Here is a 14441-nt window from a genome sequence, read left to right as displayed (position 1 = left end):
CCGACGGGCTCACGCCTCGCGCGGCGCGCGGGCCTCCGGGTCGTGCCAGAGCGGGGCCGGCGGGCCCAGGAGGCGTTCGGCGGCGGTGTTCGGGCGGGTGGTGAAGCGGCCCACGGACGGCAGGGTGTCGTGGTGGATCCGCGCCGGGTCGGCGCCCAGCTCCTCCAGGACCTCGGAGACCTCCGCCACGAAGGCCGGCGGACCGGCGAGGTACACGTCGTGCGCGGACCAGTGGACGCAGGCCCGCAGGGCCTGGAGCAGCCGCTCGGTCGCCCGGTCCCTGCGCTGCCGCGGCGCGGCCGTGATGTAGGTGACGTTCAGCCCGGGGAGCCGTTCCTTCAGGAGCTCGGCGTCCTCCCGCCCGTACAGGTACTCCTTGGCACGCGCCACCACGAACAGCCGGCCCTCCATCTCCGGCTCGGTCTCGGCGGCCTCCGCGAGCAGCGCCCGCACGGGGGCCCAGCCCGTACCGCCGCATATATAGGTGCGCAGTCCGCCCGGCGGCGTCCGCGCGGTGAGTCCGCCGCCGGGGGCGCTGAGCCGCAGCACCTCGCCCGGGCCCGTCTCGTCGACCAGCGCCGTGGACATCGCGCCGCCCGCGATCCGGCTCACGTGCAGTTCCACCGTGCCGTCGGCGCGGGGCGCATCCGCGAGGGAGTAGGTGCGCCAGACGCGCGGGACCCGCAGCGAGCTGACGCTGACGTACTGGCCGGGGAGGTACGGGAGGGGCTGCCGGGGGCGCAGGGTGAGGACGGCCAGGTCGTCGCCGTACCGCTCGTGCCGGACCACGTCCGCGTCCCACCAGGCGGGCTCCCCGGCCCCGGCCGCCTCGTCGGCGCCCGCCAGCATCAGGTCGGAGACCTGGCCGTACGCCTCGGACCAGGCCTTCTCCGTCTCGATCGTCCACGCGGCACCGGAGGCGTGCGCGAACGCGGCGAGCAGGCTCTGCCCGACGGCCGCGTACAGCGCGGGGGAGGCGAGGAACTTGCGGTGGTCGCGCCCCAGCCGCCCCAGGTATCCCGCGAGCCGGGGGTCCTCCAGGTGGGTCACCACATGGGTGAGCGCGGCGAAGAGCCGGTCCCGCTGCGGGAGCATGTCCTCGGGGAAGAGCGCGCGCACACCCGGGTTGTTCCAGAAGAGGTGCGAGTAGAAGAACGTGACGGCGTGCTCGGCGCGTCTCTCGACGACCGCGAACGTGCTTCTGAGCAGCTGGGGATCCACCGACAAGAATCTAGGGCACGAGCCGCGCCGTTTGATCACGCTTCTCCGTGAATGCTCCTCCGGGGCCGCCCTGTACGGTCGTGGCGTGAGCACCGCCCCCACCCCTCAGCCCGTCCCCACGCTCTTCACCTGGGAGTTCGCGAGCGATCCGTACCCCGCCTACGCCTGGCTGCGGGAGCACGCGCCCGTGCACCGGACGACGCTGCCCAGCGGGGTCGAGGCCTGGCTCGTGACCCGGTACGCGGACGCCCGGCAGGCCCTGGCCGACCAGAGGCTCTCCAAGAACCCCGCGCACCACGACGAGTCCCCGCACGCGAGGGGCAAGACGGGCATCCCGGGCGAGCGCAAGGCCGAACTGATGACGCATCTGCTCAACATCGACCCGCCGGACCACACCCGGCTGCGGCGGCTCGTGTCGAAGGCGTTCACCCCGCGCAGGGTCGCCGAGTTCGCGCCGCGCGTGCAGGAGCTGACGGACCGGCTCATCGACTCCTTCGTGGAGAGGGGGAGCGCCGACCTCATCCACGAGTTCGCCTTCCCGCTGCCGATCTACGCGATCTGCGACCTCCTCGGGGTGCCGCCGGAGGACCAGGACGACTTCCGGGACTGGGCCGGGATGATGATCCGGCACGGCGGCGGGCCGCGCGGCGGGGTCGCGCGGTCGGTGAAGAAGATGCGCGGCTATCTCGCCGAACTGATCCACCGCAAGCGCGAGGAGCCGGGAGACGACCTGATCTCGGGGCTCATCAAGGCCTCCGACCACGGCGAGCACCTCACCGAGAACGAGGCCGCCGCCATGGCCTTCATCCTGCTCTTCGCCGGCTTCGAGACGACCGTGAATCTGGTGGGGAACGGACTTTACGCACTTCTTCGGCACCCCGAGCAGCGCGCGCTGCTCCAGGCCTCCCTCGCGGCAGGGGAGACCGGGCTCCTGGAGACCGGCGTCGAGGAGCTGCTGCGGTTCGACGGGCCCGTGGAGATGGCGACCTGGCGGTACGCGACGCGGGCGCTGACCATCGGCGGGCAGGAGATCCCGGCGGGCGACCCGGTGCTCGTGGTGCTCGCCGCCGCCGACCGGGACCCGGAGCGGTTCGACGGGCCGGACGTCCTCGACCTCGCGCGGCGCGACAACCAGCACCTCGGGTACGGGCACGGCATCCACTACTGCCTGGGCGCCCCGCTCGCCCGCCTGGAGGGACAGGCGGCGCTCGCGACCCTGCTGACTCGTCTGCCGGATCTGCGACTTGCCGCCGATCCGGCCGAACTGCGGTGGCGCGGAGGGCTCATCATGCGGGGCTTGCGCACGCTTCCGGTGGAGTTCTCCCCTTCCGTACCCCTCTTGACCACTGACGGTTCATCAGAAATGTGATCTTCACGTGATCGCGGGGCGATCGACTTGTGACGGACGTTCGAATGCCGCTACGTTTCCCGGCAGTCTCAGCCGTCACGCGAAAGGCCCTCCTATGCGTTCCGGGAACGGACGACACCGTCGCCCCCGTCAGGCTCCCGCCATCGTCGTCGCCGCCGGCGTGACCGGATCCGCCATGGCGCTGCCGTTGCTCGCCACGGGATCCGCCTCCGCGGCCGACGCCGCCACGTGGGACCGGGTCGCCGAGTGCGAGTCCGGCGGCCAGTGGAGCGCCAACTTCGGCAACGGGATGTACGGCGGCCTCCAGTTCACCCAGGCCAGCTGGGAGCGGAACGGCGGCCTGGCGTACGCGCCCAGCCCCGACCTCGCCAGCCGCGCCCAGCAGATCGCGGTGGCCGAGAAGGCGCTTGCCAAGGGCAGCGACGAGTGGGCCACCTGCGCGCCGATCGCCGGCCTGAAGAACGACGGGAAGGCCACCGGGGTGAACCCCGGCCCGACCGCCGTCCCGACGACCCCCAGCGGGCCCCTCCCCGAGTCCAACCGCACCGCGGGCACCCCGGCCGCCCCCGCGGGCGCCACGGGGACGGCGGACCGGTCCGCCACGTCCGCCCCCGTGACGCCGGCCTCCCCGGCCACTCCGGCGACCTCCGCCTCCCCGGCCACGCCCGCCACCCCGGCGGCGCCGGTCACACCCGACGCATCCGTTACGCCCGGTACGCCGGATTCGTCCGGGTCGCCGGAGGGTGACGCGCCGTCGGCCACGCCCGGCACGGGCAAGCACCGGGGCGAGGCCGCCCCGGAGGAGTCCGGCAAGCCGGACAGTTCGGCCGAATCGGGTCGGCACGCGTCGGGCGTGGACGCGTCCGCGGGGAAGTCCGCGGGGAAGGTCGACGACACGCCGGTGACTGACGACACGAAGAATTCGGACGCAACGGACAGTCAGGACACTTCGGGCGAGTACACCGTGCGGCCGGGTGACAGCCTGTCCGGCATTGTGCAGGAGAACGAACTCCCCGGAGGCTGGACCGCCCTCTACGACGCCAACCGGCAGACGGTGGGTATCGATCCGGACCTCATCCTGCCTGGTCAGAGCCTTGACCTGACGGTGGGTTCGACGGCGACGGAAGGCTAGTTCGCGGGCTTATGTCCGGTTCTGGGCAAGTGAGACATGGGTCTCTTCGCCCCAACTGGCGTGTCACGTCCGCAAACTTTGCTCCCGTCACCTCTCACCTGCACAAACGCCGCCCACCGGAGGGCAAGCGGGGCCGATTTTTCCGCAATGGGCCTCTTTGAACTTCCGGTGGGTCTGTGTCTACGGTCGTCACCGCTCGCCACCGCGGGCCCCGTCGACCGAAACGCCGAATCCTGCCGTCGGCCGATGGGAACAGTCGTCGCGCAAGCGCCGAAGGCAGGAGTGGGGGACCCAAGGTAAGTGCCGGTCCCGGCCGTTGAGACAGACGGCCGACGATCGGCTTGGGGTGAAGCCGCGTGCAAGGACACGCGGCCGGGCAACTTTCCGGCCCGAACCCGACAGCTCACCTCACAGGCGTCGGTGAGGAGAATTCCCATGCTGTTTTCCGCCAAGGGCAAACACCGTCGTCCCTCCAAGGCCACCCAGGTCGCCACGCTCGTCGGCGTCACCGGTGTCGCCGTCGCCGCCCCGCTGCTGACCGCGGGCACCGCCTCCGCCGCCACGGCCGCCGAGTGGGACACCGTCGCCCAGTGCGAGTCCGGTGGCAACTGGGCCATCAACACCGGCAACGGCTTCTACGGCGGCCTGCAGTTCACCAACTCCACCTGGGCCGCGTTCGGTGGCACCGCCTACGCCGCGCGCGCCGACCTGGCGTCGAAGACCCAGCAGATCGCCATCGCCGAGAAGGTCCTCGCGGGCCAGGGCAAGGGTGCCTGGCCGAGCTGCGGCGTCGGCCTCTCGGGCGCTTCCTACGACGGCGGTGCCGCCGAGAGCGCCCCGCAGCAGACCCAGCAGCAGGCCGCTCCGAAGCAGCAGGCCGCCCCGAAGCAGCAGGAGCGTCGCGCCGAGCAGCCGACCACCCGCAGCGAGCAGCGCCAGGCCCCGAAGGCCGCCGCCAAGAAGACCGTCACCACGCCCACCGGCAAGACGGTCAAGAAGGGTGACGGCGAGTACAAGGTCGTGGCCGGCGACACCCTCTCCAAGATCGCCCAGGCGCACGGCGTCAAGGGCGGCTGGGCCAAGCTCTTCGAGCTGAACAAGGGCGTCGTCGAGAACGCCGACCTCATCTACCCGGGTCAGCAGCTCCACCTGAAGTGAGCCCGGCGGCCCGCGTGAGTCCGGCGGCTCACGCGGCCCCGACGACCCTCCCGCGGTGACCACCCCGGTCCGGCGTGCCCTTCCCCCGTGCGCGCCGGACCGGGGTTTCCCCTTATACGGGGAAAGCTGACGGTTCCGAGTCATTACGGGGGGCCTGAGGGTTCCGAGGGTTACCGCACAGTAGGTCCGGGGCCCTTCGTCCCGAGATGCGTGCCCTTGGGTCCTTTTTCGTCCCAGGGGGCGGGCGCACGGCGGGCGGGAGCCCCCGAGCCGGTTAGGCTCTTGTCGCAAGGCCAAGCGACCCTGCACCGACCTTGCGTCACATCCAGCGTCACATCCCAGAAGGAGATGCTCGTGCCGTCCATCGACGTCGTCGTAGCCCGGGAAATCCTGGACTCCCGAGGCAACCCCACGGTCGAGGTCGAGGTCGGCCTCGACGACGGCAGCACCGGCCGTGCTGCTGTTCCGTCCGGCGCCTCCACCGGTGCGTTCGAGGCCATCGAGCTTCGCGACGGTGACCCCAACCGCTACCAGGGCAAGGGTGTCGAGAAGGCCGTCCTCGCCGTCATCGAGCAGATCGGCCCGGAGCTCGTCGGCTACGACGCCACCGAGCAGCGCCTGATCGACCAGGCCATGTTCGACCTGGACGCCACGGAGAACAAGGGCTCGCTCGGCGCCAACGCCATCCTCGGCGTCTCGCTCGCCGTCGCGCACGCCGCCTCCGAGGCCAGCGACCTCCCGCTCTTCCGCTACCTGGGCGGCCCGAACGCGCACCTGCTGCCCGTTCCGATGATGAACATCCTCAACGGTGGGTCGCACGCCGACTCCAACGTCGACATCCAGGAGTTCATGATCGCCCCGATCGGCGCGGAGTCCTTCTCCGAGGCCCTCCGCTGGGGCACCGAGGTCTACCACACCCTCAAGTCCGTCCTGAAGACCAAGGGCCTCTCCACCGGCCTCGGCGACGAGGGCGGCTTCGCCCCGAACCTGGACTCCAACCGTGAGGCGCTCGACCTCATCCTGGAGGCCATCAAGCAGGCCGGCTACGTCCCGGGCAAGGACATCGCGCTGGCGCTCGACGTCGCCGCGTCCGAGTTCTACAAGGACGGAAAGTACGAGTTCGAGGGCAAGTCCCGCTCGGCCGCCGAGATGACCGAGTACTACGAGGAGCTCGTCTCCGCGTACCCGCTCGTCTCCATCGAGGACCCGCTGTTCGAGGACGACTGGGCCGGCTGGAAGGTCATCACCGACAAGCTCGGCGCCAAGGTCCAGCTCGTCGGCGACGACCTGTTCGTCACCAACCCGGAGCGCCTGGCCCGCGGCATCGAGGAGGGCACCGCCAACGCCCTGCTCGTCAAGGTCAACCAGATCGGTTCGCTGACCGAGACCCTCGACGCCGTCGAGCTCGCCCAGCGCAACGGCTTCAAGTGCATGATGTCGCACCGCTCCGGCGAGACCGAGGACGTCACCATCGCCGACCTCGCCGTCGCCACCAACTGCGGCCAGATCAAGACCGGCGCCCCGGCCCGCTCCGAGCGCGTCGCCAAGTACAACCAGCTCCTGCGCATCGAGGAGATCCTCGACGACGCCGCGGTCTACGCCGGCCGCAGCGCGTTCCCGCGGTTTCGCACTGCGAACTGATGAAGAGGGGCAAGGGCTGATCAAGGGCTGACACCTGCTCTGATCCGTACGTCCCCGCACTCGGTCCCGTACCGTGTGCGGGGACGTACGCGTGAACAGGGGAGGCGACACGACATGGCCGCGAAGGACCGGGACCGGTTCTCGACCGCGACCCGGATCAGGCTGCTCGGAGAGCAGACCGCCGCCCGTGTCTACCGCTCCCAGACCCGCCGCCAGGCCCGCCGCTCCCGGCTCACCGGCCGCGCGGCCTTCCTCGCCCTCGTGGTCTGCTCCCTCGTCGTCGCCCTCGCCTATCCCATGCGGAGCTACGTCTCCCAGCAGGGCGAGATCGCCGAGCAGGAGCGCCGGGCCGCCGAGGCCGCCCGGCGGGTCGAGGAACTGAAGGACGAGAAGGCGCGCCTCCAGGACCCGTCCTACGTCCGCCGCCTCGCCCGCGAGCACCTGCACTACGTGCTGCCCGGCGAGACCGGCTTCACCGTGAACGACCCCGACGCGGAGCAACGGCCCCGCGCCGACCAGGGCACGGCCGACCGCCCCTGGTACGACAACCTCTGGGACGGCGTCGACCACGCCGACCGACCCTGACCCCTCCGCGACACGAACAAGGCAGACATGGAAACGCCCCCTCCGCAGACCGAACGCACCGAGCCGACCGAGACGGACATCGCGGCCTTCGAGCTCCAGCTCGGCCGCCCGCCCCGCGGCCTGCGCGCCATCGCGCACCGCTGCCCGTGCGGCAACCCGGACGTCGTCGAGACCGCGCCCCGGCTCCCCGACGGCACGCCGTTCCCGACCACGTACTACCTGACCTGCCCGCGGGCGGCCTCGGCCATCGGCACGCTGGAGGCCAACGGGGTCATGAAGGAGATGCAGGCCCGGCTCGCCACCGACCCGGAGCTCGCCGCCGCCTACCGGGCCGCGCACGAGGACTACCTCGCCCGCCGTGACGCCATCGAGGTCCTGGAGGGCTTCCCCAGCGCCGGCGGCATGCCGGACCGGGTCAAGTGCCTGCACGTCCTCGTCGGTCACTCGCTCGTGGCGGGCCCGGGCGTGAACCCCTTCGGCGACGAGGCGCTCGCGATGCTGCCGGAGTGGTGGGCGAAGGGCCCGTGCGTGACGCCGTGCGCGGAGAAGAAGGAGGGCGAGGAGAAGTGACCCGGGTCGCCGGAATCGACTGCGGTACGAACTCCATCCGCCTCCTCGTCGCGGACGTCCACCCGGAGACGGGCGACCTCGTCGAGCTGGACCGGCGGATGACGATCGTCCGGCTCGGGCAGGGCGTCGACAGGACCGGACGGCTCGCCCCCGAGGCCCTGGAGCGGACCTTCGCGGCCTGCCGCGAGTACGCCCGGGTCATCGAGGAGCTGGGCGCCGAGCGGGTCCGCTTCGTCGCCACCTCCGCCTCCCGCGACGCCGAGAACCGCCAGGACTTCGTGGACGGGGTCGTGGAGATCCTGGGCGTCGAGCCCGAGGTCATCACCGGAGACCAGGAGGCCGCGTTCTCCTTCACCGGCGCCACCGGCGAGCTGCACGGGGACGACCGCCGCCTGGTCGTGGACATCGGCGGCGGCTCCACCGAGTTCGTCGTCGGCAACAAGCACGTCGAGGCGGCCCGCTCCGTCGACATCGGCTGCGTCCGGCTCACCGAGCGACACGTCCGCCACGACCCGCCGACCGCCGAGGAGGTCGCCGCGATCCGCGCCGACGTCCGCGGTGCGCTCGACCTGGCCGCCGGGACCGTGCCGATCGACACGGCCGAGACCCTCGTCGGGCTCGCCGGCTCGGTGACCACGGTCGCCGCCATCGCGCTCGGGCTCCCCGCGTACGACTCCGAGAAGGTCCACCACTCCCGGATCTCCGCCGCGCAGGTCGCCGAGGTGACCGAGCGGCTCCTCGCCTCCACCCACGACGAGCGGGCCGCGATCCCCGTCATCCACCCCGGCCGGGTCGACGTGATCATCGCCGGGGCGCTGGTCCTGCGGGAGATCGTGGAGCGCGTCGGAGCCCGTGAGGTCGTCGTCAGCGAGCACGACATCCTCGATGGGATCGCCCTATCCGTGGCATAGCGGGCGGCTATCGACCCCTCCGGCGACACCCTGTCGGAAAAGGTTCGTGAAGTTCTTCACAAGGAAAAGGGCCCTGATGGCGCCCGAGGGGGGTCTTTAGGCCTTCCGAGGGGCGCCGCAGGGCCCTTTCGCAGGTGCGGAGGCCGATTCGCTCGATGTTTCCATCGTGTGAAGCGGGGCTCCGCTTCAGCGTTAACGGGCGCTCTCCAGGCCAGTTCACGAGGGGTGAACAACGTTCGCCAGTGCACCCTGGTTCCTTTGCAGGACCATGATGTGGATCACGTGGGCGGCGGAGTGTAGCAGAGGTGTCCAGAGAGCTTGTGAAGGGGCGCACGAGCACCCCCCTGAGGAGGGGTGGATACTCGATCCCATGAGCACCACGGAGCGTCCCAGGATCCTCGTAGTAGGCGGCGGGTACGTAGGCCTGTACGCAGCTCGGCGCATCCTCAAGAAGATGCGCTACGCGGAGGCGACCGTCACGGTCGTCGACCCGCGGTCGTACATGACCTACCAGCCCTTCCTCCCCGAAGCCGCCGCCGGCAGCATCTCGCCGCGCCACGTCGTCGTCCCGCTGCGACGCGTCGTGCGCGGAGCGGAGGTGCTCACCGGCCGGGTCACCACCATCGACCAGGACCGCAAGGTCGCCACGATCGCGCCGCTCGTCGGCGAGGCGTACGAGCTGCCGTTCGACTACCTGGTCATCGCCATGGGCGCGGTCTCCCGCACCTTCCCGATCCCCGGTCTCGCCGAGCAGGGCATCGGCATGAAGGGCATCGAGGAGGCCATCGGCCTGCGCAACCACGTCCTCGAGCAGCTCGACAAGGCCGACTCGACCACCGACGAGGAGGTCCGCCGCAAGGCGCTGACCTTCGTCTTCGTCGGCGGTGGCTTCGCCGGCGCCGAGACCATCGGCGAGGTCGAGGACATGGCCCGCGACGCCGCGAAGTACTACCAGAACGTGTCGCGCGAGGACATGCGCTTCGTCCTGGTCGACGCGGCCGACAAGATCCTTCCCGAGGTCGGCCCCAAGCTCGGCCAGTACGGCAAGGAGCACCTGGAGAGCCGCGGGATCGAGATCTACCTCGAGACCTCCATGGACTCCTGCGTCGACGGCCACGTCGTGCTGAAGAACGGCCTCGAGGTCGACTCCAACACGATCGTCTGGACCGCCGGCGTGAAGCCGAACCCGGCGCTCTCCCGCTTCGGTCTGCCGCTCGGCCCCCGCGGCCACGTGGACTGCAACGAGAAGCTCCAGATCAACGGCCTCGACTACGCCTGGGCCGCGGGCGACAACGCCCAGGTCCCGGACCTGGCCGCGATCAAGGCCGGCGTCCCGGCCGAGCGCGCCTGGTGCCCGCCGAACGCCCAGCACGCGCTGCGCCAGGCCAAGGTCCTCGGCGACAACGTGGTGGCCGGCATGCGCGGCTTCCCGCAGAAGGACTACAGCCACGCCAACAAGGGCGCCGTCGCGGGCCTCGGTCTGCACAAGGGCGTCGCGATGATCGTCATGGGCAAGGTGAAGATCAAGCTCAAGGGCCGTCTCGCCTGGTACATGCACCGTGGCTACCACGGGATGGCGATGCCGACCTTCAACCGCAAGATCCGCGTCTTCGCCGACTGGACCCTCGGCATGTTCCTCAAGCGCGAGGTCGTGTCGCTCGGCGCCATGGAGACGCCGCGCGAGGAGTTCTACGAGGCGGCCAAGCCCGCCCCGGCGCCGGCCGCCCCGGCGCAGGAGAAGGCGAAGGCCTCCTAAGCACCACCCGCAGTACACGCAAGGCCGTAAAAGGGCCGTCCGCCATCCGTGGTGCGGACGGCCCTTCGCGTGTTTTGCCGACTTGTTGCGCGGCGGCGGGACTGGAAACGCCTACGGACGGTGTTCCCTTGGTGACGAGCATTTCTGGGGCACGAGATCACGGAGGTGTGCACCATGGCCGACGCCGCGTCGCGGCTGACGACTCTCGCCGAGGAACTCCTCGGAGGACCGCTCCCGGTCCGTCTGCGAGCCTGGGACGGCAGTGAGGCCGGCCCCACGGGCGGCCCCGTCCTGATCGTCCGCGACCGCCGGGCCCTGCGGAGGATGATCTGGAAGCCCGGCGAACTGGGCCTGGCCCGCGCCTGGGTGGCCGGCGAGCTCGACGTCGAGGGGGACCTCTACGAGCTCCTCGACCGCCTCTCGGGCCTCCTCTGGGAGCGCGGCGGGGAGACCAGGAGCCTGCTGGACTCCGCACGCGATCCCAGGCTGCGGGCCGCCGCCCGCGCCCTGCTGCGGATCGCCGGGCCCTTCCCGCCGCCGAAGCCCCCGGCCGAGGAGATGCGCGGACGCCACGGCAGCCGGCACAGCAGGCGCCGCGACAAGCAGGCGATCAGTCACCACTACGACGTGGGCAACGACTTCTACGCGCTGGTCCTCGGCCCCTCGATGGTCTACTCGTGCGCGTACTGGACCGAGCACGGCACCCTGGAGGACGCCCAGCGCGACAAGCTGGACCTCATCGCCCGCAAGCTGAACCTCAAGGAGGGCGACCGGCTCCTCGACGTGGGCTGCGGCTGGGGCTCCATGGCCATCCACGCGGCACGCGCGTACGGCGCCAGGGTCGTCGGCGTCACCCTCTCCCGCGAGCAGGCGGCCTTCGCCCGCAAGAGGATCGCCGAGGAGGGCCTCACGGACCTGATCGAGATCCGCGTCCAGGACTACCGGGACGTCACGGACGGCCCGTACGACGCGATCTCCTCGATCGGCATGGCCGAGCACGTCGGCGCCGTGAAGTACCGGGAGTACGCCGACACGCTGTTCGGCCTCCTCAAGCCCGGCGGGCGGCTCCTGAACCACCAGATCTCCCGGCGCCCCGAGCCCCACGAGGAGGCCTACGAGGTCGACGCCTTCATCGACGCGTACGTCTTCCCCGACGGCGAACTCGCCCCGATGGGCCGCACCCTGACGACCCTGGAGGACGCCGGCTTCGAGGTCCGGGACGTGGAGGCGATCCGCGAGCACTACGCGCTCACGCTGCGCCGCTGGGTGGCCAACCTGGAGGGCGACTGGGACCGGGCGGTGCGGCTCACCTCGCCCGGCAGGGCCCGGATCTGGCGGCTCTACATGGCGGCCTCGGCGGTCTCCTTCGAGCGCAACCGGATCGGCGTGAACCAGTTCCTCGCGGTGAGGACCCCGGCGTCGGGGAAGAGCGGCACGGCGCTGCGGCCGCGCGTCTGGCAGGAGTGACACGAAAGAGGGCCGGCCCCCCCCGTGCGGGGGGCCGGCCCTCTTCTTCCGTACGGCTGCGGCTACTCGGCCTTGATGGCGGAGAGCATGTTCAGCTTCGCCGCGCTGCGGGCCGGCCACAGGGAGGCGAGGACGCCGACCAGGGCGGCCAGGACCAGGAAGAGCCCGATCCGGTCCCAGGGCAGGACCAGGACGTAGCCCGGCAGGCTGCTCTTGAAGGTCTCGCCGAGCGCCCAGCCGAGGAACGAGCCCAGGCCGATGCCGACGACCGCGCCGAACACCGAGATGACCACGGCCTCCAGACGGACCATCCGCTTCACCCGGCGCCGGTCGAGACCGATCGCCCGGATCATGCCGATCTCCTGCTGGCGTTCGAAGACGGACATCGCGAGGGTGTTGACGACGCCGAGGACGGCGATGATCAGGGCCATGCCGAGCAGGCCGTACATGATGTTGAGCAGGATGTTGATCGGGCCGCCGAAGGTGTCGCGGATCTCCTTGTGGTCCATCACCTGGATCGCCGGATTGTCGCCCATGGCCTTGGCCAGGGCCCGCTCGTTCGCCGCGGTCGCGCCGCCGTCCGTCGACACGAAGATCTGGCGGATGTCCGCCTGCTCCTCGTGCGCGGTGACCAGCTCGTGGTCGGCCAGGACCGGCGAGACGAACTCGTTGGCCTTGTAGACCGCGCCGACGGTCAGCCTGCCCTTCTGCCGGTCGAGGTACTCGACCGGGACGGAGTCGCCGACCTTCAGGCCGCGCTTCGTGGAGACGTTGTCGTCGACGGCGATCGTGTTCCCGCCGAGGGAGGACAGCGAGCCCTTCACGACGTCCAGCTTGAGGACCTTCTCGATGGCGCCGGGGGTGACACCGGAGACCGAGGTGTAGTCGCCCTTCAGCTCGAAGGCACCGGCCTGCTGCGGGGAGACCGCGGTGACGCCCGGCGCCTTCTCCAGGGCGGTCAGCGCCTCCTGGCTGAGACCGTTGCCGCTGGCCATGGAGACCATGTAGTCGGCCTTGATCTGGTCGGTCGTCGCCTTGTCGATGGCCGAGCCGACCGTGGCGCCGAGCACCGAGAGGCCGGTGACCAGGGTCAGGCCGATGGCGAGCGCGGAGGCGGTGGCGCCGGTGCGGCGAGGGTTGCGGACCGCGTTCAGGGAGGCGAGCTTGCCGGAGATCCCGAAGACGCCGACGAGCAGCGGGCGGAACAGGGCGATCACGGGCCGGGACAGCATCGGGATCAGGACGATGACGCCGATGAGGGTGAGGAAGGCGCCGCCCCCGATGAACATGCGGCCGTCGTCGCCGCCCGTGCCGGCGCCGAGCACGATCAGGACGACACCGAGCGCGGTGAGCACGGCACCGATCGAGTTCCGCACGACGAGCGACTTGGTGCTCTGGGTGGCGTGGACGCTGCTCATGGCGGCGACCGGCGGGATCTTCGCGGCGCGGCGGCCGGGCAGCCAGGCGGCGAGCATGGTGATCAGGACGCCGACGCCGAAGGCGGCGACGGCCGGGGTGGCTTCGAGGACCAGGCCGCCGGCCGGGACCTTCAGGTCGAAGGCGCTCATGGCCGAGCGGAGGCCGACGGCGAGTCCGATGCCGAGGGCGTAGCCGACGGAGGAGGCGACCAGGCCGACGAGACCGGCCTCGGCGAGCACGGAGCGGGTGATCTGCTTGCGCGAGGCGCCGACGGCGCGCATCAGCGCGAGTTCCTTGGTGCGCTGCGCGACCAGCATGGTGAAGGTGTTGGAGATCAGGAAGATCCCGACGAAGAGCGCGATGCCGGCGAAGCCGAGGAGGACCTGGTTGAGGGCGCCGAGGCCCGCCTCGATGTCCTTGGCCTGCTGGTCGGCGAGGGCCTTGCCGGTCTGCCCGGTGGCCGACTTCGGGACGACCTTCAGGACCTCGTCGAGGAGCTTGCCGTCGCTCGCGCCGGGGGCGGCGGTGACGGCCAGGTCCCGGTAGAAGCCGGGCTTCAGGTAGAGCTTCTGGGCGACGGCGCCGTCGAAGACGACCAGGCTGCCGCCGGCGTTGACGGCGCCGTCCTCGGTGGTGAAGACACCGGAGAGGGTGTACTCCTTCACCGGTCCGTTGGTGGCGACGCGGACGCTGTCGCCGGTCTTGTAGCCGCCCTTGTCGGCGGTGTCCCTGTCGAGCGCGATCTGGTCGGCCCGGGCCGGGCCGTTGCCCGAGACGAAGGTGTACGCGCGGTCCTTGCCGTCCTTGCCGGGGGCGAAGTTGGTGCCCTTGTTCGACCAGCCGCTGCCGATCAGCTTGCCGTTCTTGTCGGGCACACCGGCGAAGCCGTCGACGCGGGGGGTGACGGAGGCGACGCCGTCCAGCTTCGCGACCTTGTCCACGACCTGCTGGGAGAGGCCGGGGGTCTTCCGGGCCTCCTCGGGGTTCGGGTACATCGTGACGGCGACGGCGACGTCGTCGTAGCTCTTGGCCGACTGGTTGCGGAAGGCCTGGCCGAGGGTGTCGGTGAAGACGAGGGTGCCGGAGACGAAGGCCACGCCGAGCATCACGGCGAGGACGGTCATCAGCAGTCTCGCCTTGTGCGCGAGGACGTTGCGCAGGGCGGTACGGAACATGGGTGGGTCCTGGAGTTCGAGGAGGCGGCGGACGGGA

11 protein-coding genes and 1 riboswitch are annotated in these 14441 nt (G+C 71.0%); of the genes, 9 read left to right on the top strand and 2 right to left on the bottom strand.

Annotated features, from left to right (window positions below):
- Positions 1-9: 9 nt before the first annotated feature.
- A complete protein-coding gene (locus ACN9MM_RS15925) occupies positions 10-1221 on the bottom strand; it encodes a globin domain-containing protein (protein ID WP_426364246.1) in 1212 nt (403 codons plus the stop codon).
- Between the two features lie 85 nt (positions 1222-1306).
- Between ACN9MM_RS15925 and ACN9MM_RS15920 the strand changes: the two genes are divergently transcribed.
- The 9 genes from ACN9MM_RS15920 to ACN9MM_RS15880 all read left to right on the top strand — a co-directional run bounded on the left by ACN9MM_RS15920 (position 1307) and on the right by ACN9MM_RS15880 (position 11810).
- Positions 1307-2590 (top strand): cytochrome P450 family protein, encoded by a 1284-nt coding sequence (locus ACN9MM_RS15920; RefSeq protein WP_426364245.1) that lies wholly within the window; start codon positions 1307-1309, stop codon positions 2588-2590.
- Positions 2591-2684: 94 nt separating this feature from the next.
- Positions 2685-3722: a transglycosylase family protein gene (locus ACN9MM_RS15915; protein ID WP_426364244.1), complete on the top strand. Its 1038-nt coding sequence runs from the start codon at positions 2685-2687 to the stop codon at positions 3720-3722.
- Between the two features lie 258 nt (positions 3723-3980).
- Positions 3981-4154, top strand: a riboswitch (cyclic di-AMP (ydaO/yuaA leader).
- 3 nt (positions 4155-4157) lie between these two features.
- Positions 4158-4880 (top strand): transglycosylase family protein, encoded by a 723-nt coding sequence (locus ACN9MM_RS15910; protein WP_426364243.1) that lies wholly within the window; start codon positions 4158-4160, stop codon positions 4878-4880.
- 354 nt (positions 4881-5234) lie between these two features.
- Positions 5235-6521, top strand: coding sequence for a phosphopyruvate hydratase (gene eno / locus ACN9MM_RS15905; RefSeq protein ID WP_426364242.1), 1287 nt, complete (start codon positions 5235-5237; stop codon positions 6519-6521).
- A gap of 114 nt (positions 6522-6635) precedes the next feature.
- On the top strand, positions 6636-7106 hold the full coding sequence (locus ACN9MM_RS15900) for an FtsB family cell division protein (RefSeq protein ID WP_382870486.1): 471 nt from the start codon (positions 6636-6638) through the stop codon (positions 7104-7106).
- Between the two features lie 27 nt (positions 7107-7133).
- Entirely contained in the window at positions 7134-7676 is a 543-nt protein-coding gene (locus ACN9MM_RS15895; protein ID WP_382870484.1) for a DUF501 domain-containing protein, read from the top strand.
- On the top strand, positions 7673-8587 hold the full coding sequence (locus ACN9MM_RS15890; protein ID WP_426364241.1) for an exopolyphosphatase: 915 nt from the start codon (positions 7673-7675) through the stop codon (positions 8585-8587). Before ACN9MM_RS15895 ends, ACN9MM_RS15890 begins: the two co-directional genes overlap by 4 nt.
- Positions 8588-8957: 370 nt before the next feature.
- On the top strand, positions 8958-10343 hold the full coding sequence (locus tag ACN9MM_RS15885) for an NAD(P)/FAD-dependent oxidoreductase (protein WP_426364240.1): 1386 nt from the start codon (positions 8958-8960) through the stop codon (positions 10341-10343).
- Between the two features lie 174 nt (positions 10344-10517).
- On the top strand, positions 10518-11810 hold the full coding sequence (locus ACN9MM_RS15880) for a class I SAM-dependent methyltransferase (RefSeq protein WP_426364239.1): 1293 nt from the start codon (positions 10518-10520) through the stop codon (positions 11808-11810).
- Positions 11811-11872: 62 nt separating this feature from the next.
- Here ACN9MM_RS15880 and ACN9MM_RS15875 read toward each other — a convergent pair whose 3' ends face one another.
- Complete coding sequence (locus ACN9MM_RS15875; RefSeq protein ID WP_426364238.1) at positions 11873-14404, bottom strand: ABC transporter permease; 2532 nt, start codon at positions 14402-14404, stop codon at positions 11873-11875.
- Positions 14405-14441 lie beyond the last annotated feature (37 nt).

Origin of the sequence: Streptomyces sp. E-08 (assembly GCF_049913095.1) — a bacterium.
Classification (GTDB): Bacteria; Actinomycetota; Actinomycetes; order Streptomycetales; family Streptomycetaceae; genus Streptomyces.
The sequence above is the reverse complement of the archived record's forward strand: the minus strand, read 5'-3'. Positions and strand labels throughout refer to the sequence as shown.

What these genes read in the sequence shown, in the direction of transcription:
- ACN9MM_RS15880 (WP_426364239.1), top strand. Translation starts at nt 10,518, where the DNA reads ATGGCCGACGCCGCGTCGCGGCTGACGACTCTCGCCGAGGAACTCCTC.
- ACN9MM_RS15895 (WP_382870484.1), top strand. Translation starts at nt 7,134, where the DNA reads ATGGAAACGCCCCCTCCGCAGACCGAACGCACCGAGCCGACCGAGACG.
- ACN9MM_RS15885 (WP_426364240.1), top strand. Translation starts at nt 8,958, where the DNA reads ATGAGCACCACGGAGCGTCCCAGGATCCTCGTAGTAGGCGGCGGGTAC.
- ACN9MM_RS15910 (WP_426364243.1), top strand. Translation starts at nt 4,158, where the DNA reads ATGCTGTTTTCCGCCAAGGGCAAACACCGTCGTCCCTCCAAGGCCACC.
- ACN9MM_RS15900 (WP_382870486.1), top strand. Translation starts at nt 6,636, where the DNA reads ATGGCCGCGAAGGACCGGGACCGGTTCTCGACCGCGACCCGGATCAGG.
- ACN9MM_RS15875 (WP_426364238.1), bottom strand. Translation starts at nt 14,404, where the DNA reads ATGTTCCGTACCGCCCTGCGCAACGTCCTCGCGCACAAGGCGAGACTG.
- ACN9MM_RS15915 (WP_426364244.1), top strand. Translation starts at nt 2,685, where the DNA reads ATGCGTTCCGGGAACGGACGACACCGTCGCCCCCGTCAGGCTCCCGCC.